The 23,134-nt window shown below is 73.1% G+C and carries 20 protein-coding genes; 11 read left to right on the top strand and 9 right to left on the bottom strand.

The genetic code is table 11. The features are described from left to right. Positions 1 to 3 precede the first annotated feature (3 nt). The 6 genes from AB0M76_RS23315 (at position 4) to AB0M76_RS23290 (ending at position 6,441) form a co-directional block, all read left to right on the top strand. Positions 4 to 1,269 carry an MFS transporter gene (locus AB0M76_RS23315; protein ID WP_365954719.1) on the top strand — a complete coding sequence of 422 codons (1,266 nt, stop codon included), beginning with the start codon at positions 4 to 6 and terminating at the stop codon, positions 1,267 to 1,269. Further along, the gene (locus tag AB0M76_RS23310; RefSeq protein WP_365954718.1) at positions 1,266 to 2,765 is read left to right on the top strand and encodes an ATP-binding protein; all 1,500 of its coding nucleotides are present in this window, start codon (positions 1,266 to 1,268) and stop codon (positions 2,763 to 2,765) included. Before AB0M76_RS23315 ends, AB0M76_RS23310 begins: the two co-directional genes overlap by 4 nt. 12 nt (positions 2,766 to 2,777) lie before the next feature. After that, entirely contained in the window at positions 2,778 to 3,119 is a 342-nt protein-coding gene (locus AB0M76_RS23305; protein WP_030656331.1) for a nuclear transport factor 2 family protein, read from the top strand. Between the two features lie 117 nt (positions 3,120 to 3,236). After that, complete coding sequence (locus AB0M76_RS23300; RefSeq protein WP_365954717.1) at positions 3,237 to 3,884, top strand: TMEM175 family protein; 648 nt, start codon at positions 3,237 to 3,239, stop codon at positions 3,882 to 3,884. A 71-nt stretch (positions 3,885 to 3,955) separates the two neighbouring features. After that, the gene (locus AB0M76_RS23295) at positions 3,956 to 5,284 is read left to right on the top strand and encodes a transposase (protein WP_365954716.1); all 1,329 of its coding nucleotides are present in this window, start codon (positions 3,956 to 3,958) and stop codon (positions 5,282 to 5,284) included. Further along, positions 5,284 to 6,441: an XdhC/CoxI family protein gene (locus tag AB0M76_RS23290; protein ID WP_365954715.1), complete on the top strand. Its 1,158-nt coding sequence runs from the start codon at positions 5,284 to 5,286 to the stop codon at positions 6,439 to 6,441. The genes AB0M76_RS23295 and AB0M76_RS23290 overlap by 1 nt, the downstream gene beginning before the upstream one ends. 25 nt (positions 6,442 to 6,466) lie before the next feature. On the opposite strand, the gene AB0M76_RS23285 is transcribed toward AB0M76_RS23290, so the two are convergent. Then, positions 6,467 to 7,057, bottom strand: a complete 591-nt coding sequence (locus AB0M76_RS23285) for a serine hydrolase (protein ID WP_365954714.1) — start codon at positions 7,055 to 7,057, stop codon at positions 6,467 to 6,469. Positions 7,058 to 7,308: 251 nt separating this feature from the next. Between AB0M76_RS23285 and AB0M76_RS23280 the strand changes: the two genes are divergently transcribed. Further along, entirely contained in the window at positions 7,309 to 8,751 is a 1,443-nt protein-coding gene (locus tag AB0M76_RS23280) for a GuaB1 family IMP dehydrogenase-related protein (protein ID WP_365954713.1), read from the top strand. Positions 8,752 to 8,961: 210 nt separating this feature from the next. Next, the gene (locus AB0M76_RS23275) at positions 8,962 to 9,555 is read left to right on the top strand and encodes a sigma-70 family RNA polymerase sigma factor (protein ID WP_365954712.1); all 594 of its coding nucleotides are present in this window, start codon (positions 8,962 to 8,964) and stop codon (positions 9,553 to 9,555) included. Here the strand turns inward: AB0M76_RS23275 and AB0M76_RS23270 are convergent. The 7 genes from AB0M76_RS23270 to AB0M76_RS23240 all read right to left on the bottom strand — a co-directional run bounded on the left by AB0M76_RS23270 (position 9,477) and on the right by AB0M76_RS23240 (position 19,107). Then, positions 9,477 to 12,356 (bottom strand): AAA family ATPase, encoded by a 2,880-nt coding sequence (locus AB0M76_RS23270; RefSeq protein ID WP_365954711.1) that lies wholly within the window; start codon positions 12,354 to 12,356, stop codon positions 9,477 to 9,479. The genes AB0M76_RS23275 and AB0M76_RS23270 overlap by 79 nt on opposite strands. Before the next feature lie 94 nt (positions 12,357 to 12,450). After that, on the bottom strand, positions 12,451 to 13,686 hold the full coding sequence (locus AB0M76_RS23265) for a histidine kinase (RefSeq protein ID WP_365954709.1): 1,236 nt from the start codon (positions 13,684 to 13,686) through the stop codon (positions 12,451 to 12,453). Next, on the bottom strand, positions 13,683 to 15,437 hold the full coding sequence (locus AB0M76_RS23260; RefSeq protein WP_365954708.1) for a cation acetate symporter: 1,755 nt from the start codon (positions 15,435 to 15,437) through the stop codon (positions 13,683 to 13,685). The genes AB0M76_RS23265 and AB0M76_RS23260 overlap by 4 nt, the downstream gene beginning before the upstream one ends. 117 nt (positions 15,438 to 15,554) lie before the next feature. Next, positions 15,555 to 15,830, bottom strand: a complete 276-nt coding sequence (locus tag AB0M76_RS23255; RefSeq protein ID WP_266631181.1) for a hypothetical protein — start codon at positions 15,828 to 15,830, stop codon at positions 15,555 to 15,557. Positions 15,831 to 16,042: 212 nt separating this feature from the next. Continuing rightward, positions 16,043 to 16,864 carry a LytTR family DNA-binding domain-containing protein gene (locus AB0M76_RS23250; RefSeq protein WP_328621993.1) on the bottom strand — a complete coding sequence of 274 codons (822 nt, stop codon included), beginning with the start codon at positions 16,862 to 16,864 and terminating at the stop codon, positions 16,043 to 16,045. 121 nt (positions 16,865 to 16,985) lie between these two features. Further along, entirely contained in the window at positions 16,986 to 17,984 is a 999-nt protein-coding gene (locus AB0M76_RS23245; RefSeq protein WP_365954707.1) for an SCO0930 family lipoprotein, read from the bottom strand. Between the two features lie 109 nt (positions 17,985 to 18,093). Then, positions 18,094 to 19,107 (bottom strand): GDSL-type esterase/lipase family protein, encoded by a 1,014-nt coding sequence (locus AB0M76_RS23240; RefSeq protein WP_365954706.1) that lies wholly within the window; start codon positions 19,105 to 19,107, stop codon positions 18,094 to 18,096. Between the two features lie 440 nt (positions 19,108 to 19,547). Between AB0M76_RS23240 and AB0M76_RS23235 the strand changes: the two genes are divergently transcribed. Beyond that, complete coding sequence (locus tag AB0M76_RS23235; protein ID WP_365954705.1) at positions 19,548 to 21,017, top strand: amino acid transporter; 1,470 nt, start codon at positions 19,548 to 19,550, stop codon at positions 21,015 to 21,017. A gap of 10 nt (positions 21,018 to 21,027) precedes the next feature. Then, positions 21,028 to 21,483: an Lrp/AsnC family transcriptional regulator gene (locus AB0M76_RS23230; protein WP_150210868.1), complete on the top strand. Its 456-nt coding sequence runs from the start codon at positions 21,028 to 21,030 to the stop codon at positions 21,481 to 21,483. A 130-nt stretch (positions 21,484 to 21,613) separates the two neighbouring features. Here AB0M76_RS23230 and AB0M76_RS23225 read toward each other — a convergent pair whose 3' ends face one another. Continuing rightward, the gene (locus tag AB0M76_RS23225) at positions 21,614 to 21,928 is read right to left on the bottom strand and encodes a WhiB family transcriptional regulator (protein WP_365954703.1); all 315 of its coding nucleotides are present in this window, start codon (positions 21,926 to 21,928) and stop codon (positions 21,614 to 21,616) included. 38 nt (positions 21,929 to 21,966) lie between these two features. On the opposite strand from AB0M76_RS23225, the gene AB0M76_RS23220 reads away from it, so the two are divergent. Further along, positions 21,967 to 22,863: an IS630 family transposase gene (locus tag AB0M76_RS23220; protein ID WP_365954702.1), complete on the top strand. Its 897-nt coding sequence runs from the start codon at positions 21,967 to 21,969 to the stop codon at positions 22,861 to 22,863. The last annotated feature ends 271 nt before the right edge of the window (positions 22,864 to 23,134 follow it).

Here is a 23,134-nt window from a genome sequence, read left to right as displayed (position 1 = left end):
GCAGTGGCCGAATTGTCCAGGACGACCACGGGGGTTCCGTCACCACCGGCCGCCCAGGCGGCGGCCGCGGCACCCAGAGGCTCCGGCTTCTGGGTGGTCGGGGCGGTCCTCGTCCTGCTGATGCTCTCCTCGTCCGTACCCTCCGCCCTCTACGTGCTCTACCAGGAGAGATGGGGCCTGTCCTCCGGCATGATCACGGTGGTGTTCGCGCTGTACGCGGTCACCGTGCTGATCGGGCTCCTGCTGTTCGGGTCCCTCTCGGACACCCTGGGCCGGCGCCCCGTGCTGGGCGTCGGCCTGGTCCTGGCGATCGTCTCCATGGGGCTGTTCGCCGGGGCCCAGGGGCTCGGGCTGCTGCTGGCCGCCCGCGCCGTGCAGGGGCTCGCGGTGGGCCTGGCCACCGGGGCGATGGGCGCCGCCCTGCTCGAACTCACCCCCCGCTCGCGGCCGGCGCTCGGCGCCCAGGTCAACAGCGCGGGGCCGACGGTGGGGATCGGGCTCGGCGGGATCGGGGCCGGGCTGCTCGTCCAGTACGCGCCCGCCCCGACCGTGCTCAGCTACCTGCTGCTGGTCGCCGCCTTCGCGGTGACGTTGGTGGGGGTGTTCAGGATGCGTGAGAGCGCTCCCGAGGCCCGCTCCGGCGGCCGGATGCGGATCAGCGCACGCCGGATCCACGTCCCGGCCGCCGTTCGGGGCCGGTTCGCGATCCTCGTCCTGACCATCGTCGCCGTCTGGTCGGTCGGCGGGTTCTACCTCTCCCTCGGGCCGCACCTGGCCCTCTCGCTCCTCCACAGCACCAACTACCTGGTCGGCGGGGCCACCGTGGCCCTGCTCGCGGGCGCCGCCACCGCGGCGCAGCTGCTGCTGGGCCGCACCGAGGCGCTGCGCACCGCCGTCCTGGGCCTGTGCGGCCTGCTGGCCGGGCTCGGCCTCGTCCTGCTCGCGCTGGGCCTCGGCTCGGCGCCGGTGTTCCTCGTGGCCACGGCCGTCCTCGGCAGCGGCTGGGGCGCGGCGTTCCTCGGCTCCTTCCGGGCGCTGAGCGCGCTGGCCGAGCCGGCGCACCGCGGCGAACTGACAGCCGCCGTCTACGTCTTCGCGTACCTCGCGATGAGCGTGCCTGCGGTGCTCGCCGGAATGCTCACCAACATCCACGGACTGCACCGCACCTCGGTCGGCTTCATGGCCGCCGTCGCCGGGGTGTGCGCGCTGGCCCTGTTCGTCACGCTGCGGCTCGCCGCCCGCACCCGGGCCGAAGGGAGCACCACATGAAGGCTGCCGACATGAGCGCCGCCGAGCTGCGGTCGGCCCTGCTCGGGCTGGAGGTCTTCGCCGGTCTCACCGAGGACCAGCTGGACTGGCTGGCCTCCGTCTCCGAGCCCCGGGTGCTCGCCGACGGGGAGGTCCTCTTCCGGGACGGCGAGGAGGCCACCGGCTTCCACGTCCTGCTCGCCGGCGGGCTGGTCGTCACCAAGGTCGTGGACGGCCGGGAGGAGGTGCTCACCCGGCACTCCACCGAGGAGGAGAGCGCCGCCGCCGAGGAGCACGACGGAAAGCCCTCCGCCGCGCACCGCTTCACCGGCGAGCTGCCGCTGCTGACGGACGGCGCGTACGTGGCCACCGCCGCCGCGAGCGGGCCGGCGACCACCGTCGTCGCGTACCCGAAGCCGGTGTTCTTCGAGATGCTGACCCGCTGCCACGGGGTGGCGGCCGTGCTGATCCCGGTGCTGGCCTGGCGGATCAAGTCCTCCGAGGTGCAGGCCCGCAAGCGGGCCACCGTCGAGGCGCTCGGCACCCTGGCCGCCGGCCTCGCGCACGAGCTGAACAACCCGGCGGCCGCCGTGGCCCGGGCCGCCCAGGAGCTGGCACCGGCCCTGGAGGGGCTCACCCGGACCGCCCAGGCCTGGGGCGCCGCCGCGACGGGCGCGGAGCGCTCCGTACTCGACCGGCTGGCCGAGGAGCTCGACAAGCTGCCGCCGCCGGTCACCTCCGATCCGCTCGCCCAGGCCGATGCCGAGGAGGAGATCGCCGACTGGGCCGAGGAGGCGGGCACCGAACGGCCCGGGCTGCTCGGCTCGGGGATCTCGGACCTCGGGCTGGAACTGGGCTGGCTGCTGGAGCGGCTGGAAGGGGTCGGGGAGCCGGCCCTGCCCGCGGCCCTGGACCACCTGGCGGCCCTGCTGGAGATCCGCTCGCTCGCCGCGGAACTGCGCGCGGCCGGGCCGAGGATCTCCCAACTGGTCGCCGCCACCCGGGATTACGCCAATCTCGACCGGGCGCCCGAACAGCGTTTCGCAGTGGCCGACGGGATCGAGAACACGCTGGTCGTGCTGCGATCCAAGCTCGCCGGGATCACCATCGTGCGTGAGTACGAACCCGGCCTGCCCGAACTGACGGGCTACCCGAGCGAGTTGAACCAGGTGTGGACCAACCTGGTCGACAACTCGGCCGAGGCCATGGAGGGCGCCGGCACGCTCACGCTGCGGGTCCGCGCCGAGGGCGTCTGCCTCGTCGTGGAGATCGCCGACACCGGCCGGGGCATCCCCGAGGACTCCCTGCCGCGGATCTTCGAACCCTTCTACACGACCAAGGACGTGGGGAAGGGCACGGGCCTCGGACTGCACCTCAGCTACCGCATCGTGACCCAGCGCCACCACGGCTCGATCACCGCCCGCTCGCGTCCCGGCGAGACCCGGATGGTCGTACGGCTGCCGCTCACGGCGGCCGCCTGCGCCGAAACACCTGATGAACCCACCTCCACCCACTGAAACGGAGTCGACATGGCCAAGTACGACATCTCCAAGCTGCACCCGGTGTTCGTCCGCCAGATGGAGGCGCTGGCCGCCCTGGACATCGAGGCGGTGATGAAGAACTACACCGACGACGCCGTCCTGCTGCGCTTCGAGGGGGTCTCGGTCGGGATCGAAGCCGTGCGCGAGACGTTCACGGGCTACCTGACGGTGAAGCCCACGCTGGTGGAACTCCAGGAGTACATCGAGACCGAGGACACGATCTTCTACCGCGCGATCATGAATCTGAACGGCGAACCGGAGCACGCGTTCGGGACACTTGTGGTCCGCGATGGCCGGATCTGGCGCCAGACCGCCGGTTTCGGCGGCTGACCACCGATATCTGGGTAGCGTGTGCGGGGAGGGCGAAGGCAGCGCCCTTCCCGCACACGCAGGCCCCGCCGGAGACCGCGGCGAGGGCCTGGCTGGTGAAATGGCAAAGGGGAGGTCATGGAACGCGAAACCGGGCGTGTCGAGGCATTCAGTGACGGGGTATTCGCCATCGTCATCACGATTCTCGTTCTGGAACTAAAGGTTCCGGAGGAAACGGGATCGGACTTCTGGCACGGCGTCTGGGAACAGTGGCCGCACTATGCCGCATACGTGGTGAGTTTCCTCATCATCGGCGTGATGTGGGTGAACCACCACACCATCTTCAGTCACCTCAAGCGGGTGGACCGTCCGCTGTTGTTCCTGAATCTCATGGTGCTGATGGTGGTGTCGGTGATTCCGTACACCACCACCGTGCTCGCCGAGCACCTCGTCGAGGAGGGCGGCTCCGCCAACGCCGCCGCGGTCCTCTACAGTTCGGTCACCGTCGTCTACGCGCTGGCGTTCCTGGCCTTCTGGTGGTACGTCACCCGCGTCGGCCACCTGTTCCACGAACGGGTGGACAAAGACGGCGCCCGGGCCACCCGCGTACGCTTCGGCCTCGGCGCCGTGGCCTACCCCTTGACCGTTCTCCTGTCCTTCTTCTCCGCACCGCTCACTCTCGTCGCACACTTCGTCATCGCGATCTACTATGCGGCGAACCAGATCCCCATCCCCCTCGTGGTAGAGGAAGAGCGGCTCGAATCTGCCAGCGACCTCAGGAAGTAGCCGCCGTGGCCTACGGCCGTTCTGCACGGTCAAGTAGGGTATTGGATCTAGTGGTCGCGGGGGAGGCCCAGATGGCTCGCGTAGTCCTTCCGGAGGATTCCACGAAGGAAATCTCCGAATTGATCGACGTCCTGATCTCTCTTTTTTTCGAGTCCTTACCCCGGCGGGACCAGCGAAACTGGGCCCGCGTTTATCTCAACGGCCTGGTGCGGACCAGCGGGAAGAAAACAATCCGTAACATCGCCGGAACCGGGGCCAGTTCCGTCGAGCAGAGCCTCCAGCAGTTCATCAGCAAGTCCCCCTGGGACTGGACCCCTGTACGCCGCTCCCTCGCCCAGTACCTCGAACGCACCGCCCAGCGCCCGCTGGCCTGGGTGGTCCAGCCCATGGTGATAGAGAAGGCTGGCGACCGCTCGGTCGGCGTGGGCCGGCAGTTCGTCCCCCAGCTCGGCCGTACCGCCAACTGCCAGCAGGCCAGTGGCATCTGGCTCGCCTCCAGCGAGGCCAGCTTCCCCGTCGAATGGACCCTCACCCTCCCCGGGCCCTGGACGAGCGAGCTGCTGCGCCGCCGGAGGGCCGGCATCCCCGACACGGCACGCTCGCTCACCCCCGCCCAGGACGCCGTACACGCCGTCCAGCGGATGGCCGCCAGCTGGCAACTCCAGCGCCGGCCCGTGGTGATGGAGGTCGCCAACACCGACATCCCGCAGAGCATCGAGTCCTTCGCCCTGCAGGACATCCCTTTCGTCTTCAAGGTCGACGGCTCGCTGCCCGTCTCCTTCGGCGGCGCCGGCCGGCACAAGCCCGGGCCGCACACCGCGCCCGCCCGCGAACTCATCGACTCCCTGCGCTCCCAGCGGCGCGTCGTCGAATGGACCCGGCACGGCCGCGCCGAAGGGGCAGTGACCCTGCTGACCTCGGCCGCCATCCTCGCGACCCCCGGCGAGGACAGGTCCGTACCCCTGCCGCCCACCCCGCTGCTGCTCGTCGGCGCCTGGAGCGAAGCCGCCCTGCTGCCCTCCGAGTTCTGGATCACGAACATCGGCGACCGGCCGCTGGCCCAGCTCTTCCTCCTCGCCAAACTCACCGACCGGGTATCCCTCGATTTCACCGAGACCTGCGAACCCGTAGGCATCCGTGATTTCGAGGGCCGCTCCTTCCGTGGCTGGCACCACCACGCCACGCTCGCGAGTGTCGCCCACGCCTCGATGCTGCTCGGTGCGCGCGGCAGGATCCCCGACGGCTTCCCCGGGCACGTCCGGCCCCCGCTCGGCGGGGCGCCCGGGCACGTGTCCCGTACCGGAGCGCCCGGCCCGGTGGCGCGCACCGGCCCGCCGCCGGTGCTGCCGCCGCGGCCGCTGATCCCCGGCCAGAGCGCGAGACGCGAGTACATCCGCTGATGCTCGACATCGCCGAGGAACTCCGCGCGTGGTGCTCCGCGCACCGCGAATTCGCCCTGGCCACCGTGGTCGCCGTCAGCGGGAGCGCGCCGCGCGGCCCGGGCGCCTCCCTGGCCGTCGACGCCGGCGGCACCGCGCTCGGCTCCCTCTCCGGGGGCTGCGTGGAATCCGCCGTGCACGAGCTGTGCCTCGACGCGATCGCCTCCGGCGAAGGCGGCGTGCACCGCTTCGGGTACAGCGACGACGACGCCTTCGCCGTCGGCCTGACCTGCGGGGGAGTCCTGGACGTGCTCGTCACCCCGGTGCGCGGGCACGACCCGGTGCGGCCCGTCCTCGGCTCCGTGCTCGAGGCCGCCGCCGCAGGCGCCCGGGCCGCGCTGGCCCGGGTGGTCTCCGGCCCGCCGCCGCAGCTCGGCCGGGCCCTCGCCGTCCACCCCGACGGATCCTACGAGGGCTGCCTGGGCGGCGAGCCGGCCCTGGACCGGGCCGCCGCCGGGCACATACGGGACCTGCTGCTGGCCGGGCGCACCGGGACCGCCGAGCTCGGCACGGCGGGCGGGCTGTGCGGGCAGCCGCTCACCCTGCTGGTCGAATCCGCCGCCGAACCGCCCCGGCTGATCGTCTACGGGGCCATCGACTTCGCCTCCGCTCTGGCCCGGATCGGGGCCTTCCTGGGGCACCGGGTCACCGTCTGCGACGCCCGGCCCGTCTTCGCGACGCCGGCCCGCTTCCCCGACGCCGACGAGGTGGTCGTGGACTGGCCGCACCGGCACCTGGCCGCCGAATGGGAGGCGGGCCGGCTGGACTCCCGTACGGCGGTCTGCGTCCTCACCCACGACGCCAAGTTCGACGTACCCCTGCTGGCCCTCGCACTCCGGCTGCCGCTGGGCTACGTGGGAGCCATGGGATCGCGGCGCACCCACGCCGAACGCGAGCAGCGGCTGCGCGAGGAGGGGGTGCCGCAGGCCGCGCTCGCCCGGCTGCGCTCACCCATCGGGCTGGACCTGGGCGGCGCCACCCCCGAGGAGACGGCCCTGTCCATCGCCGCCGAGTTCACTGCGGTCCGGTACGGCGGATCCGTCGTTCCCTTGGCGCAGCGCCGGGGACCGGTCCACCGGAATGCCGTGCAGGTCGCCCAGCCGGCCGGGAGGGGATGAGGGCCTGCGCGGCCCACCGCCGGTGCTACTTCTGGGGCGGGATGTCGTACACGTCGTCCGGGGTCGCGATGCCGGTGATCGTCTTGGCGAGGAGCGTGCTCGGCTCGCCGCCCCGGTGGTGGATGTCGGTGTTGATCAGGACGACCAGGGTCGCCCGCTGGGCGGGCAGGTAGACGGTCACGTTCTCGTATCCGGGGAGCGAGCCGTTGTGCCCGATCCATCCGTGGTTGTCGAAGATGCCCAGCCCGTAGTCGTTGCCGGGAAGGCCGGTGGGGAGCATCTTCAGCCGCTCCGCCTGGGTGGCGGGGGACAGGAGCGTGCCGGTGGCGACGACCCGGGCCCAGTGCCGCAGGTCGTGCAGATCGAAGATCATCGCGGCGGCCGCCCAGCCCCAGCTCGGATTCCAGTCCGTGGCGTGCCGGGTGCGTTCGATCGCCCGGTCCAGCCGGGCGGTCAGCCCGGGGCCGAGACCGTCCCGCGGGCAGCCGTCCCCGTACGGGTCGGAGACCGCGACGGGCAGCGGGGCCCGGGCGGCCGCGGCCGGGACCGCGGCCGGGGCCAGCCCGGACACGAGGAGCAGTGCTGCGGTGAACGCAAGGGCGGGACTGCGTCGCATGTCGGGACGCCTCTTCTCGGGATCCGCTTCTTGCTCTTCCCTTCCCTCACTCTCCGCCCATCCGGCGCATCCCGCTCGCCTCCGGGACCCAACTCCCGTAGGAACAGACCACTGGGCCCGGTATGTCCTGGACGATCAGCCCGGGCGGCATTAATGCCGGGTCATGGGAGAATGAAGTACGTGCGTTTCCTCGGCTGCCCTGCCTGTCGAGGCCGTAGACGGATCCTTCGATCGACTGGGATGTTCAGCACGTGCGTTTCCTCAATGACCAGAAGCCGCCGTACGACCTGACGTACGACGACGTATTCATGGTGCCGAGCCGCTCCGCGGTCGGTTCCCGCCAGGGCGTGGACCTTTCCTCGCCCGACGGCACCGGCACCACCATTCCGCTCGTCGTCGCGAACATGACCGCCATCGCGGGTCGCCGCATGGCCGAGACGGTCGCCCGCCGCGGCGGCATCGTGGTCATCCCGCAGGACATCCCGATCGAGGTCGTCACCGACGTCATCTCCTGGGTGAAGACCCGCCACCTCGTGCTCGACACCCCGATCACGCTGGCGCCCACCCAGACCGTCGCCGACGCGCTGTCGCTGCTGCCCAAGCGGGCCCACGGCGCCGGTGTCGTCGTCGACGCCGACGGCCGGCCGGTCGGCGTCGTCACCGACCACGACCTGACCGGCGTGGACCGCTTCACCCAGCTCTCCGAGGTCATGTCGAAGGAGCTCCTGCTCATCGACGCCGACATCGACCCCCGCGAGGCGTTCAACAAGCTCGACGCAGGCCACCGCAAGCTGGCCCCGGCCGTCGACAAAGACGGCAAGCTCGTCGGCCTCCTGACCCGCAAGGGCGCGCTGCGCGCGACCCTGTACACCCCGGCCACGGACGCCGACGGCAAGCTGCGCATCGCGGCGGCCGTCGGCATCAACGGCGACTTCGTGCAGAAGGCCAAGCAGCTGCTCGACGCGGGCGTGGACACGATCGTCATCGACACGGCCCACGGCCACCAGGAGTCGATGATCAACGCGATCAAGGCCGTGCGCGCGCTGGACCCGCAGGTCCCGATCGTGGCCGGCAACATCGTGGCCGCCGAGGGCGTCAAGGACCTCATCGACGCCGGCGCCGACATCATCAAGGTCGGTGTGGGCCCCGGCGCCATGTGCACCACCCGCATGATGACCGGCGTGGGCCGCCCGCAGTTCTCCGCGGTGCTGGAGTGCGCGGCCGAGGCGAAGAAGTACGGCAAGCACGTGTGGGCCGACGGCGGTGTCCGCCACCCGCGCGACGTGGCCATGGCGCTGGCCGCCGGCGCCGCGAACGTGATGATCGGCTCCTGGTTCGCCGGGACGTACGAGTCCCCGGGCGACCTCCAGCAGAGCGCCGACGGCCGTCTCTACAAGGAGTCGTTCGGCATGGCCTCGGCGCGTGCCGTGCAGAACCGCACGTCGGAGGAGTCGGCGTACGACCGGGCGCGCAAGAGCCTGTTCGAGGAGGGCATCTCCACCTCGCGGATGTTCCTCGACCCGGCCCGTCCGGGCGTCGAGGACCTGATCGACTCGATCATCGCGGGTGTGCGTTCCTCGTGCACCTACGCCGGTGCGGGCTCCCTCGCCGAGTTCGAGGAGAAGGCCGTGGTCGGCGTCCAGTCGGCGGCGGGCTACGCCGAGGGCAAGCCGCTGCACGCCAGCTGGAGCTAGGTCCCCTTTTTGCCGGTGGCCCCGGGCCCGTCCCCACGGACGGGCCCGGGGCCACCGGCGTTCGCGGGGACGGGGCCCCTGGCAGCCGGGGACCGTTCGGCGTGCCGTTCGACCGGTCGGCGCAGGTGGCGGGCGGATACGCCAAGCGGCGGATAACTCCGGGCGCCGGGTCCGTCACGCTCAGGTCATCCGACCTGGAAGGGGCACCCCGTGGCCAGTACCCTCCGCCGCCGCACCGACGCGCACGCCCTCGCGCGACTGCACAGCGAACACGGCAAAGCCCTCTACGGGTTCCTCCTCGGCCTCACCTTCGGCGACCGGCACCGCGCCGAGGACCTCCTCCAGGAGACCCTGTTCCGTGCCTGGAAACACCCCGAGGCGCTGGAGAGCGACCACGCGTCCATGCGGCCCTGGCTCTACACCGTCGGCCGGCGCCTCGCCATCGACGCCCGGCGGGCCCGCCAGGTCCGGCCCGCCGAGGTCGGTCCGGACGCCCTGGACGCCCACATGCCCGTCGCCGACGACCGCACCGAGCAGGCCGTCGCCGTCCTCGACGTCCGCGACGCGCTGAGATTACTCAGCCCCGAGCACCGCGCCGTGCTCGTGCAGATCTACTTCCGCGGGGCGTCGGTGTGCGAGGCCGCCGAGGCGCTCGGGGTTCCCGCCGGGACCGTCAAGTCGCGTACCTACTACGCCCTGCGCGCCCTCAGGGAGGCCATGCCCGGCTACGGCCCGGGCCCCCGTACCGGCTCCGCTCCCGGCCCCCGTACCGGCTCCGGGGCCGACCGCCGCGCCGCCGCCTGAGCGGCCACCGCCGCCCGCGAGCGGACCTGCAGCTTCGCCAGGATGTGCGACACGTGCGTCTGCACCGTCCGCGTGGACAGGAAGAGGGCGCCCGCGATCTCCGGGTTCGACCGGCCCTGCGCGACGAGCTGGGCCACCTTCAGCTCCGCGGGTGTCAGCGCCTCCCACCCGCTGGCCGGCCGCCGCCGCGCCGAGCGGCTGCCGCGCCGGACGCCCAGGCTCCGCAGCCGGGCGTCGGCCCGGGCGGTGTCCCACCGGGCGCCCAGGTCCTCGTACGCGGCCACCGCGCGCGTCAGCGCCGCCCGCGCCGCCGCCAGGTCGCCGTGCCAGGCCCGGGCCACCGCGAGGTCCTCCCACGCATGGCCCAGCACCAGCGGCCAGCCGCCGCGCTCCGCCCGCTCAAGCGCCTGCGCCAGCAGCTGCGGGTCCTGCGCGAACAGCCCCCGGCAGCGCAGCAGCGCCAGCGCCGGGCCGGGATACTCGGGCAGGGCCGCCGCCGCCCGCCCGCAGGCCGCCGCCGCCGCCCGGGCCGTGGCCGTGTCCCCGCTGTCCAGGGCCACGCGGACGATCTCCGACAGCACCCAGGGGCGCTCGTACGCCCCCGCCTCGTCCGGGCTGTCCGCCAGCGCCGGCAGCAGCTCGCGCACCGCGTCGGCCGGGCGGCCCGCGCGCTCCGCCAGCAGGGCGCGGGCCAGGAGCACGTGCCCGCTGTAGCGGCGGGCCGCCGGGACCGCGAACGCATCCGGCGGGAGCAGCGCGAGCTCGGCCTGCGCCGCCTCGCGCTCGTCCCGGTGGCCGAGTACGAGGGCCCGCAGCCCGTGCACCACCACCGGAAGCCAGCCGTCCGAGACCGGCAGCCCCTGCGCGCGGGCGACCCCGGTGAGCGCCGCGTCCCAGTCGCCGAGCCGGTAGTGGAACTCGGCGAGCCGGGCCTCGGTGACCACGAGGCGCCCCGTCGAGCGGGTGGAGAGCGCCAGCTCCCGTGCCTCCTGCAGCGCCGCCGCGACGGTCTCCGGCTCGTCGAACCGCAGGTGGGCCTCGGCCTGGTTGGCGAGGAGCAGCAGCCGCATGTCGTTGGCCTCGGGGCTGCGCCGGGCGCAGGCGATCCCCTCGGCGACGTGCCGCAGCGACTCCCGGCCGCGGCCCAGGTGGAACAGCGCGAAGGCCATCGCATGGTGGGCCTCCGCCCCGCACAGCGGATCGCCCAGCCGGGCCGCCTCCGCCACCACCGGCACGGCCAGCGTGCGGGCCTGCGCCGGACAGTGCAGATCGGCCAGGGCCAGTACCCGGCAGGCCTCCAGCCGCAGCCGGAGCGTGGACGAGGGGACCTGCTCCGCCAGCGCGTCCTCGGTGACGGCCAGCGAACGGGCCATGTCCCCCTGGACCATCAGCGCCGACACCAGCTTGAAGGCCAGCGCCGCCCGGTGCCCGGGATCCGTGGCCCGCCCGTGCAGCGCGGTCAGGAGCTCCACCGACTCAGGCCGGCGCAGCATCAGGGCGGCGTCCGCGAGGCTGCCTTCCAGGGCGTCCCGGTCCCCGCAGTCGGCCTGCACGACGGCCCGCTCCAGCAGTTCGGCGGCCGCTCCGGGCGCCGCCGCGATCAAGGACTGCGCCGAGTCGGCCAGCCAGTGCACCGCCCAGCGGTCCAACGCCCCGCCGGCCAGCAGCTGTTCGGCGGTCCGCTCCGGATCGTGCCCGGCCTCGGCCAGGGCCCGGGCCGCGTCCTGGTGCAGGGCGGCCCGGGCGGCCCGGGGGAGCTCGGCGTACAGGGCCCGGCGCAGCGCCGGCTGCCGGAAGCGCAGCCGCTCGCCGGTGTCCTCCAGCAGCCCGGCGAGGAGCGGCTCCTCCAGCTCGGCCAGCACCTCCCGGGCGGGTCTGGCCTGTACGAGGGCCAGCTCGCGCGGGGTGAAGGCCGGGCCGAGCAGCGCTGCATGCCGCAGGGTGGTGTACGCGGGGCGGGAGAGATAGCCGATCCCCCGCGGGAGGGAGGCGGGCGGCTCCGGCAACTCCTGCTCGGGCAGGGTCAGTTCGGCGACCGCGGCGGCCTCCGCGGCGTCGCTGCCGCCGTCGTCCCCGGCCACGCCGGTGATCTCGATGAACCGGGACCACTGCGTGGTCAGGTCCCGCAGCAGCCGGGGATTGCCGCCCGCCTGCCCGGCGGCCTCCCGCAGCCGCGGCCCGGGCGCCGCCCCCAGCATTCCGCGGAGCAGCTCGGCCGACTCCGCCCCGGTCAGCGGCTCCAGTCGCAGGGTGCGCCCGCGCGGGGCCGCGCCCAGCTCGGCGCAGAGCTGCTCCACCTCGGGCCGCCGGGGCAGCGGTCTTCGGGTCGCCGCCAGCAGCAGAGGCAGCCGGTCCACCGCCCGGGCCAGGCGCTGCCACAGCAGCAGGCTGGCCGGGTCCGCCCAGTGCAGGTCGTCCAGCACCAGCAGCAGCGGGCGCCGGGGCGCGCACCACTCCTCGACCCCGCGCACCAGCAGGTCCATGGCCGCCAGCAGCGCCCCGCCGGGCTGCGCCGCCTCCCGGGCCTCCCGGAGCAGCGCGACCACGGCCGCCCGGCCGGGCCCCTCGGGGTGCAGGCAGTCCAGCGCGGCCCGCAGCGGCAGTTCTGCCGTGAAGGCGTCGGCGGCCCCGTAGCGCACCCGGCTGCCCAGGGCGGCCGCCTCGGCCAGCGCCTCGCGCACCAGGGCGGTCCGGCCCGAGCCGGGCTCGCCCTCCACGATCAGGTGGCCCCCGCTGCCCCGGGCACCGCCGCGCACCCAGTCCCGTAACTCTTCACGCTGTCGTTCACGCCCGACCCGCACGTCGGCGATCCTCCCCGGACGTCTCCCGGCTGCCGCCGGGGTACCCCCGCCGGCCGGTCCGCGCCTCTGCCAGGATGGCATGCCGACGGGGCGATCAGTAGCGGGGGAGCTGCTCACCCGGCGCTGAACTGTGCACGCCTGCACGGTACTTGGGGATCCGCAGGGTGATCTTCATGCCTGCGCCGACCCCCGTCTCGATCACCGGGCCGTACGCGTCCCCGTACACCTGCCGGATCCGCTCGTCCACGTTCGTCAGCCCGATGCCCGACGAGGAACCGCTCCGCTCCCCGGCCAGGATCCGGCGCAGCAGGGCCGGATCCATCCCGACCCCGTTGTCCTCGATGACGATCACGGCCTCCGCGCCCGCGTCCCGGGCGGCGATCGTGATCAGGCACTCCTCGGTGGAGTCCTCCAGCCCGTGCTTGACGGCGTTCTCCACCAGCGGCTGCAAGCACAGGAACGGCAGCGCCACCGGCAGCACCTCGGGCGCCACCTGGAGGGTCACCTTCAGCCGGTCCCCGAACCGGGCCCCGGCCAGGGCCAGGTACTGCTCGATGGAGCGCAGCTCCTCGGCGAGGGTGGTGAACTCGCCGTGCCGCCGGAAGGAGTAGCGCGTGAAGTCGGCGAACTCCAGCAGCAGGTCCCGGGCGCGCTCCGGATCGGTGCGCACGAACGAGGCGATCGCGGCGAGGGAGTTGAAGATGAAGTGCGGGGAGATCTGCGCCCGCAGCGCCTTGATCTCCGCCTCCATCAGCCGGGTCCGCGAGCGGTCCAGCTCCGAGAGCTCCAGCTGGACGGAGACCCAGCGCGCGACCTCCGTCGCGGCCCGCACCAGCACCGCCGACTCGCGCGAACCGTAGGCGACGAGCGCGCCGAGCATCCCGTCCTCGCCGGTGAGCGGGGCCACCACCGCCCACTTCAGCGGGCAGTCGGGGCGGGTGCACTCGGTCCGCACGCTCTGGCTGCGCCCCGAGTTCAGCATCACGGTGACCCGGGCCATCGCCCGCCGCTGGTGGTGGTCGGCGCCCGGGCCGTCCCAGGCCAGTACCGAATCCCGGTCGGTCAGGCACAGGGCTTCGGTGCCCAGCAGGGAGCGCAGCCGTTTGGCGGCCTTGCGGGCGGCGTCCTCGGTGAGCCCGGCGCGCAGCGGGGGAGCGGCGAGCGAGGCGGTGTGCAGGGTGTGGAAGGTGGCCCGCTCCACCGGGGTCCCGAGGTCCAGGCCGGTCGCCCGTTCGCCGCGCCGGGCGTGCCACCGGCCGGCGGCCCACCCCAGGCCCGGCAGCAGGGCCGCGCCCGCCGCGGCCATGACCGTGAGCACCGCTCCGGTCATGGAGCACCGCCCGCTCGGGCGCCGTTCGCGGATCCCGCCCCGGCCCCGGTCACGCTCTCCGGCAGGTGCAGCCGGGCCAGGATCGCCGCCGTCCCCGCCGGGACGCGCGACCGGGTGGCCAGCGACACGAGCACCATCGTCAGGAACCCCAGCGGTACCGACCACGCCGCCGGCCACGCCAGCAGCGTGTGCACCCAGCCTGCCGGGGGCAGCCCCGCCCGCGTCGCCAGCACCGCGCCCAGTGCCGCCCCGCCGCCGGTGACCAGCCCCGCCACCGCACCCGGCGGGGTCAGCCCGCGCCACCAGATGCCCAGCACCAGCAGCGGGCAGAACGACGAGGCCGACACCGCGAAGGCCAGCCCCACCGCGTCCGCCACCGGCACGTCGGTGAGCGCCACGCTCCCGGCCAGCGGCACCAGCATCGCCACCAGCACCGCGATCCGGAACGTCCGCACCCCGCGCGTCGGCAGCACGTCCTGGTGCAGCACCCCGGCCACCGCCATGGTCAGCCCCGAAGCCGTCGACAGGAACGCGGCGAACGCGCCCCCGGCCAGCAGCGCCCCCAGCAGGTCGCCGAGCACCCCGCCCAGCATCCGCTCCGGCAGCACCAGCACCGCCGCGTCCGCGTCCCCGGTGAGGGCGAGCTCCGGCGCGTACGTGCGGCCGAGCACCCCGTACACCGGCGGCAGCAGGTAGAAGCAGCCGAGCAGCCCGAGCACCACCAGCGTGGTGCGCCGCGCGTCGCGGCCGTTGGGGCTCGTGTAGAAGCGCACGGCGACGTGGGGCAGGCCCATGGTGCCGAGGAAGGTGGCCAGTACCAGCCCGTACGTCGCGTACAGGCCGAGCGCCGGCCGGTCCCCGTCCAGCGGCTCGGACCAGCGGGAGGCGTCCGGCCCGGACGTCGCCCGGGTCTGCGGGACCCGGGTGTCCGGGGCGAACTCCAGCCGCGCGCGGGCCCGTACGGAATGCTCCCCGGGCTCCAGTGTCAGCGGGGCCGCAGCGTACGTCCGCCCGTCCACCTGCCCGGTGACCTTCAGCGCCAGCGGCGCGTCCAGGGACAGCCGGACGTCCTCGGCGAGCGTGACGGCGGTGTGCTCGCGGAAGACCGCCGGGGCGTCGAACGAGGCCCGGGGCGCGCCGTCCCCGGCCCAGGCGGCGAGCAGGAAGAAGGCGGGCACCAGCAGCGCGGTGAGCTTGAGCCAGTACTGGAAGGCCTGCACGAAGGTGATGCTCCGCATCCCGCCGGCCGCGACGGCCGCGGTCACCACGAACGCGACGACCACCCCGCCCACCCAGTGCGGGGCCCCGGTCAGGATCTCCAGGGTCAGCCCGGCGCCCTGCAGCTGCGGCAGCAGGTACAGCCAGCCCACCCCGACCACGAACAGCACCGCGACGCGGCGCACCGCCTGCGACTCCAGCCGGGCCTCGGCGAAGTCGGGCAGCGTGTACGCCCCCGAGCGCCGCAGCGGGGCCGCCACCAGCGCGAGCAACACCAGGTATCCGGCGGTGTAGCCGACCGGGTACCAGAGCATCTCGGGCCCCTGGAGCAGCACCAGCCCGGCCACCCCGAGGAAGGAGGCCGCGGAGAGGTACTCCCCGCTGATCGCGGCCGCGTTGAGCCGGGGCCCCACCGTCCGCGAGGCGACGTAGAAGTCGGAGGTGGTCCGCGATATCCGCAGGCCCAGCGCGCCGACCAGCACCGTGACCAGGACGACGACGGTGACCGCGGTCAGCGCGTACGTCTGGTTCACCGGTCGGTCCTTCGGCACGGGGAGCAGGGGGGTACCGGAGTCTACGCACGCCCGCGGACCGGGCAACAGGCGTGATCCCGGCCGATCGGGACCGTTCCCACCGGCCGAAAAGGGGCGTCAGCGTGCGGGGTCGCGATGCTCCGCGCAGTCGCGCAGGGCGATCTCCAGCTCCACGTACGAGTCCTCGGCGCGCCGGAAGGCGAGGGTCAGGGCCGCCTCCGCGCGGGGCGGCAGCTGCTGCCGGACCCCCTCGTTGGCCTCGTACAGTACGTCGGCCCAGCGCGCGGCGGCGCTGCGCAGCCGGGCGAGCAGCACCTCGGCCTCGGCGGGGCCGGCGGGCGGGGTCCGGGGCAGTACGGCCAGCGCGTCGAGCAGCGCCTGGATCTCGGCCATCCGCACCCCCTGCTCGTTCCGGCCTGTTCCTTCCGGACCGGCCGCTCCACGATAGGTGCGGGCCGGGTCGGCTGCGGGCGCCGGAGCCCGCCCTGCGACCGACGGCAGCAGCGGGGCGCCGTACGCCCCTTGCGGTGCGACGAACGGCGCCCCGGCACGCCGGACGGTCGGCGCGCCGGGCGGTCGGCCGAGTGGCTGTGCGGACGGTGCGGCTATCCGGTCGCCTGGCGCATCAGCAGGTCCCGCAGCTGCCGGGCGTGGCGGCGGCTGACCTGGAGCTCGGCCGATCCGACGCGGACGCTGGTGGTGCCGGCGTCGAGGCGGAGCTCGTCGATCCGGCCGAGCGCCACCAGGTGGCGGCGGTGGATGCGGACGAACCCGCGGGCCGCCCAGCGCTCCTCCAGTGTGGAGAGCGGGATGCGGACCAGGTGGCTGCCCTCGTCGGTGTGCAGCCGGGCGTAGTCGCCCTGGGCTTCGACGTACGCGATGTCGGCGATCGCCACGAACCGGGTGACGCCGCCCAGTTCGACGGCGATCTGGTCCGCGGTGCGGTCGGCGACGGTGACCTCGGGGGCGGGGCGGCGCTGCACCGGGACGACCGGACCGGCCGGTTCCGCGGGCTCGGGCGGCTGCGCGGCGGCCCGGCCGAGCTGGGCGCAGGCCCGCCGGACGGCCTCGGCGAGCCGCTCCGGGCGGACGGGCTTGAGCACGTAGTCCACGGCCTTGAGGTCGAAGGCCTGTACGGCGAACCCCTCGTGGGCGGTGACGAACACGATCAGCGGCGGCTGTGCGAACCCGGCCAGCAGCCGGGCGATGTCGAGGCCGGTCAGCCCCGCCATGTGGATGTCGAGGAAGACCACGTCGATGCCGTCGGGCCCGTCCGGGCCGGTCTCCAGGGCCCGGGTGATCCGCCGCAGGGCCTCGGTGGCGTCCGAGGCGCCCTCGGCGCTCAGCACCCGGGGGTCGGAGCGCAGCAGGTAGAGCAGTTCCTCGAGGAGCGGTTTCTCGTCGTCGACGGCCAGTACGCGCAGCATGCGGTGGAGTCTATGGACGAGTGCGCCGGGGCGGAACGGTGCGCGGCCCGCCTGCCGGGGGGAGGGGGCAGGGGGCCGCGCGGTTCGAGAGGGGGAGGAGGAGGGGATCAGGAGGTGGTGATCAGGAGGTGGTGATCAGCTTGCCGTCGGGGGAGACCGCGTACCAGGTGCCGCCGACGCCCTGGCCGTTGATGTCTCCGGCCTTCTTGTCACCCGTGAAGGTGTAGACGGGCCAGCAGTCGATCGCCTGCTGCTTCATGCCGTCGGGGCGGTCCAGGACGGAGTAGCCCTTCTCCACGATGCCCTTGGCGTTCGCCTTGTCCACCGGGGGCACCACCGGCCACTTGGCCACGCAGTCGCCGGTGCAGTTGGAGGCCATCGGCCAGGCGGTGTCCTTCTTGAAGCGGTAGACCGTCATGCCGTTGCCGTCGACGATGTGCTCGCCGAGCTTGGGGTCCTTGGCCACGGTCAGCGCGCCAGAGGCCTGGCCCGCGCCGGCCGGGGCGGCCGGTGCGGCCGGTGCGGCCGGTGCGGCGGCCGCCTTCGCGGCCTTCTTGCCGTCGGGGGCGAGGGCGAACCAGGTCCCGCCGACGCCCTGCCCGTTGGTCTCGCCCGCCTTGGTGTCCTTGCTGTAGCGGTACACGGGCCAGCCGGCCACCGTCAGCTGCTTGCTGCCGTCGGTGCGGACGACCTCGCCGAGCACCGACGGGTCCATGCCCGCGGCGGCGGTGGCGTCGCCGGCCGCGACGACCGGCCAGGTCTTGGCGCAGTCCCCGTCGCAGTTGGACTTCGGCGGCTTGGCGGTGTCCTTGTCGAAGCGGTACAGGGTGAAGCCGGCGCTGTCGGCGAGGACCGAGCCGAGCTGCTCGTTCTGGGCGATCGCGAGCTGCCCTGCGGCCTTGGTGCCGGCGGCGTCTCCCGCGCCTGCGGCGGATCCCGCGCCGTAGTCGGAGCCGTAGTCGCCGGCTCCGGAGGCGGGAGCCTGGGACGCGGCCCCGGCCGGCTTCGCGTCGCCGGCCTTGGTGTCGTCTCCGCCGCAGGCGGTCGCCGTGAGGGCGACGACAACTGCCACGGCGGCGAGGGTGGTTCCGCGCTTGATGCCCATCTTGATCTCTCCCACGTGTGGTGTCTCCGTGTCCGCCGCCCGTCTCCGGTGCGTCGGCAACTCTGCGAAGGACACGCCCTGTCGGGGTCGATCTGTTCAAACGGATTCCTGTGGGCTGTTTCACTCACCCGGCATCGAACCCGGCCCGCCGCAGAGCCGTGACCACAGCGAGGCCGAGAACCTGGTGTCCGGTGTCATTGGGGTGCAGCCCGTCCGCCAGGTGCTCCGGACCGAGCAGGTCACGGCCCGGCAGCAGGGCGAGGCGGTCGTCCCCGGCGGCGATCCGGTCGCGGGCGGCCCGCTCCATCGCATCGCGCAGGGCGCCCAGGGTGGCGCCGAGCCGGTTCGGGGTGCGTTCGGCGTCGGGCCGCAGCACGGGGGAGACCAGCAGCAGCGGGGTCCGCGGGTGCCCCTGGCGGACCAGCTCGAGGAACGCGCGGGTGGTCTCGTACAGCAGTGGCGCCGAAAAGGGCACGCGGGACCAGCAGTTGGTGCCGAAGGCGAGGGTGAGGACATCGGCGGGGAGACCGGCGAGCTGCTCGGCGGTGGCGAGTTCCCCGCGGGCGGCGCCCGCGTACCCGAGGTTGACGGTGTCCCAGCCCAGCGCCCGGCCGGCGACCGCGGGCCAGCCGTGGGCGGGCCGGGTGGACCACCAGCCCTCGGTGATCGAGTCGCCGTGCACCACCCAACGCGGTGCGGGCGGCGCCGGGGCCACGGAGCCGCCGACCCCGCGCAGCCCGAGGATCAGCGGGGACTGTCCCTCGGGCGGGTACAGGGTGAACGGGCCGGGCCCGACCGGGAGTTCGACGCGTACGACGGCCTCCACGGCCGGTTCGGTCCACACCTCCCGGACCACCCCGTGGCGGTCCCACAGGGCGAAGCCGTGCGCGAGGTCGCGCAGCGCGTCGGTGGGGCCGGGGACGGTCGCCCGGTAGCGGATCTCCACCGCGTGCGCCGCCAGCGCCGTGAACTCCAGACGCACCCCTATCGGCAGGGTGGCCCGCTCGCCGGTGTCCCAGGGCAGCCGCATGCTGTCCGCCGGGTCGGCCCGTACCGGGCGCCCCTTGTCCAGCCAGGCGACTCCGCGCAGGAACGGCCCCGGGTCCAGCCAGTGCGTGGCGGTGCTCTCGGCGTTCACTGCGCGCCTCCGCTCGTCGGTGGGTGTCGGGGTCGGAGGGGTCCGCAGCCCCGGTGCCACCGCGTTCACCCGTACCCCGCACGGGCCCGGTTCACCGCGCCGGAGCGCACCCGCGCGATCAGGCCTGACCCGGCGGCATGCTGCGGTAGATCTGACGAGGTGTCAATAAAGGGGGTGAAGGTGCCGTGCGCATTGATCGATCATCCATGCGCAACAAAGGACCATCCAGGACAGATCCGCGCAACGATCGTGCGGCAATGTGCAAGGATGGTGCATTACGGGCGGTATCAATCAGCTCGTAGGCTCACTCGCTGTACGTGGAGTGGCGTGGACCGCCTGCTCGGCGGTCCTCCCCATGCCCAGGCTCATGTCTGTGTCCTGCTCCGGACCGCTGCGGTCGATGCCTCAGTCCCCATCCGCAGTGTCAAAGGAGTCCCCTCGTGCTCGAAACCGGCCAGGCGCCACCGCTCGCCACCGAGCCCCGCAAGCCTGTGAACCCTCTGCTGCGCCGCAAGCCGGTCGAGCAGATGGTCGCCGAGGGCGGCCAGGGTGAGGGCGGCGCCCTGCGCCGCTCGCTCACCATGTGGCAGCTGACCATGATCAGCATCGGCGCCACCCTGGGCACCGGCATCTTCGTCGTGCTCGGCGAGGCGGCTCCCAAGGCCGGCCCGGCCGTGACGATCTCCTTCATCATCGCGGGCCTGACCGCGCTGTTCTCGGCCCTCTCCTACGCGGAGCTGGCCGGATCGGTGCCGGTCTCCGGCTCCTCGTACTCGTACTCCTACGCCACCATGGGCGAGTTCATCGCCTGGATCTGCGGCTGGTGCCTGGTCCTGGAGTACGCCGTGTCCGTCGCGGCGGTCGCCGTCGGCTGGGGCCAGTACCTCAACGAGTTGCTCGACGGGACCATAGGCGTCACACTCCCCAAGGTCGTCTCCGCGCCGTACGGCGAGGGCGGCTACATCAACCTGCCGTCGCTGGTCGTCGTCCTGCTCGCCATGGTCTTCCTGATGCGCGGCGCCAAGGAGAGCGCCCGGATCAACTCGATCATGGTCGCGGTGAAGATCGTGACGCTGGTGCTCTTCATCGGCATCGGCGTCATGGGCATCAAGTCCGGCAACTACGCCCCGCTGGCCCCGCTAGGCATCACCGGCATCAGCGCCGCCGCCTCCACGCTGTTCTTCTCGTACATCGGTTTCGACGCCGCCTCCACCGCCGGTGAGGAAGCCAAGAACCCGAAGAAGGACCTGCCCCGCGCGATCATGCTGTCGCTCGGCATCGTCACCGTCCTGTACGTCCTCGTTGCCTTCGTCGCCGTCGGCGCCATGCCGTGGCAGGACTTCGAGGGCACCGAGGCCGCGCTCGCCCAGATCATGACCAACGTCACCGGCCACAGCTTCTGGGGCGTCGTCCTCGCCGCCGGCGCCGTGGTCGCCATCGCCTCCGTCGTCTTCGCCGTCCTCTACGGCCAGACCCGCATCCTCTTCGCGATGTCCCGCGACGGCCTCGTTCCGAAGGTCTTCGCCAAGGTCGACGAGAAGACCGGCGCCCCGCGCGCCAACGTGCTGATCGTCTCCCTGTTCTGCGGCGCCCTCGCTGCGTTCATCCCCCTGGGTGAGCTCGCGAACGCGACCAGCATCGGCACGCTCTTCGCCTTCGCCCTGGTCAACGTCGCCGTCGTCATCCTGCGCCGCACCAAGCCCGACATGCCGCGCACCTTCAAGGTGGCGCTGTTCCCGGTCACGCCGATCCTCGGCTTCATCGCCTGCGCCTACATGATGTACAGCCTGCCGGGCGCGACCTGGGTCGCTTTCGGTGGCTGGATGGCCGTCGGCCTCGTGGTCTACTTCCTGTACGGCATCCGCCGCTCCCGACTGGCCACGGCAGAAGTGGCCACAGCAGAAAAGTGATCCACCCGCAGTGCGACTGAACGATCTCGACGAACGCATCGTGCACGCCCTCGCCGAGGACGCCCGCCGCTCCTACGCGGACATCGGCTCCGAGGTCGGGCTCTCGGCCCCCGCCGTGAAGCGACGCGTGGACCGGCTGCGGGCCGAGGGAGCCATCACCGGCTTCACCGTCCGCGTCGACCCCGCCGCGATGGGCTGGGAGACCGAGGGCTTCATCGAGATCTACTGTCGCCACAACACCTCGCCGGACGACATCCGGCGGGGGTTGGAGCGGTACCCCGAGGTGGTGTCCGCGTCGACCGTCACCGGCGACGCGGACGCCCTCGTCCAGATCTTCGCCTCCGACATGAGGCACTTCGAGCGGGTGCTCGAGCGCATCGCGGGCGAGCCCTTCGTGGAGCGCACCAAGTCGGTGCTCGTCCTCTCCCCGCTGCTCCGCCGCTTCACCTCGGGCGCACCGACGTAACCGCGCCCGCCTCGCACAGCCCTGCGCCCCGGCACACCCGTGCCGGGGCGCAGCCGCGTCTGCGGGGGCCTGCACGGGGCAGGCCGGGTCCGCACGCAGTGCCGCACCGCAGGGGCGCCCGCGCGCCCGCTCAGCGGTGCCCGGCGCCCACGCGCGCCGCCCGGGGGCGCTCTGCCGGGTCGACCAGGGCCCGGCGTTCCTCCTCGGTCAGCCCGCCCCACACTCCGAAGGGCTCGCGCGTGCGCAGCGCGTGCTCCAGGCAGGCGGCGCGGACCGGGCAGACCGCGCAGACCCGCTTCGCGGCCTGGTCGCGGTCGTCCCGGTCCTCTCCCCGCTCACCGGCCGGATGGTAGAACCGGCCCGGCCCCAGATCCCGGCAGGCGGCCCGCAGCTGCCATTGCCAGTGATGGGACGCGGGGCCGGGCAGGCGAGAGACATCGGTCATGACAGTTCCCTTCTCTGTCTTCGGGGGACGCCCCGCATGTGACCGCTCAGAGCCCCGCCAAACGTCCCCCCGCCGCCTGGCCCCGGCCCCGCCCGCCCCCGGCACCGCAGCGGGCCCGTCCCGTTCCTGCACGACGCAGCGACTCCGGGCCGAGACCAGTGCCTGACGCCGCCGGTCACGTCGCTCGCCCGTGCCGTCGTTACCAGAGAAGCCCACCAGACGGAACCGGTGGGCTTCTCGGTCTGCTGCACCGGCTCGGCTGGTCCCCACAAGTCCCCGCGCACCGGCCGTCGAGCGGGACGAACCGTAGGGCTGTGGCGGACGGAGCAGTGGTCACGGGGAAGAGGACAGCCCAGCTCCTGGGCGCGTGGATAGTCTTCGAGGACGAGGCCGGGCAGGACATGAAACCCGGCAAGGGCCGGACCTGGTCGCGGCGGGGCAGGACTCCGCTGGTCAGAGTGACGGGCAAGGGTTCCGGCCGGGTCCTGATGGCCGGGATGATCTGCGTCAGACCGGGCCGCGAGACCAGGCTGATCCACCGGACCCAGACGTACCGGGGCCGTACCGGCGAGAAGAAGGGTTTCCGGGCCCCCGAGTTCGCGGACCTGCTGACCTCTGCCCGTCGGCAGCTTGGCAGTGCCCCGCTGATCGTGGTGTGGGACAACGCCAGCACCCACCACGCCAAGCCCTTGCGGGAGTTCCGCGAACGCAACAGCGACTGGCTGACCCTCGTCAAGCTCCCGCCCTACGCACCCGACCTCAACCCCGTCGAAGGCGTATGGGCCCACCTGAAGAAGTCCCTGGCCAACCTCGCACCCCGCACGATCGACGACCTCACCCCACTTGTGAAGAACCGCCTACGCGGCATCCAACGCGGACCCGAGATCCTCGACGGCTTCATAGCCGAGACCGGACTCGGGCTGGAGCCGCCGTAGCCCCGTCACCCCACCCTTTCAACCTCAGCGGCAACTATTGCCGTCACCCCATGCAGAAGCCCCGTCAGGATGCGCCTGACGGGGCTTCAGCTTTGCAGTTCGGAAGGGAGCGGGAAGGTCGACATCCCCCAGCGGAACGAGGCCCTCACGCCGCATGCGAGAAACCGGCGAGACCCCCCGAATAGAGCCTCGCCCGTTCCTGCGAGCGTCGAGAAGCTACTTGCCTTCTTCCCTCAGCAAGATCTGAACCTTTGACGGAAATTGCGAATCA

Source organism: Streptomyces sp. NPDC051364, assembly GCF_040682115.1.
Classification (GTDB): domain Bacteria; phylum Actinomycetota; class Actinomycetes; order Streptomycetales; family Streptomycetaceae; genus Streptomyces.
This window is presented reverse-complemented; position numbering and strand designations above follow the sequence as displayed.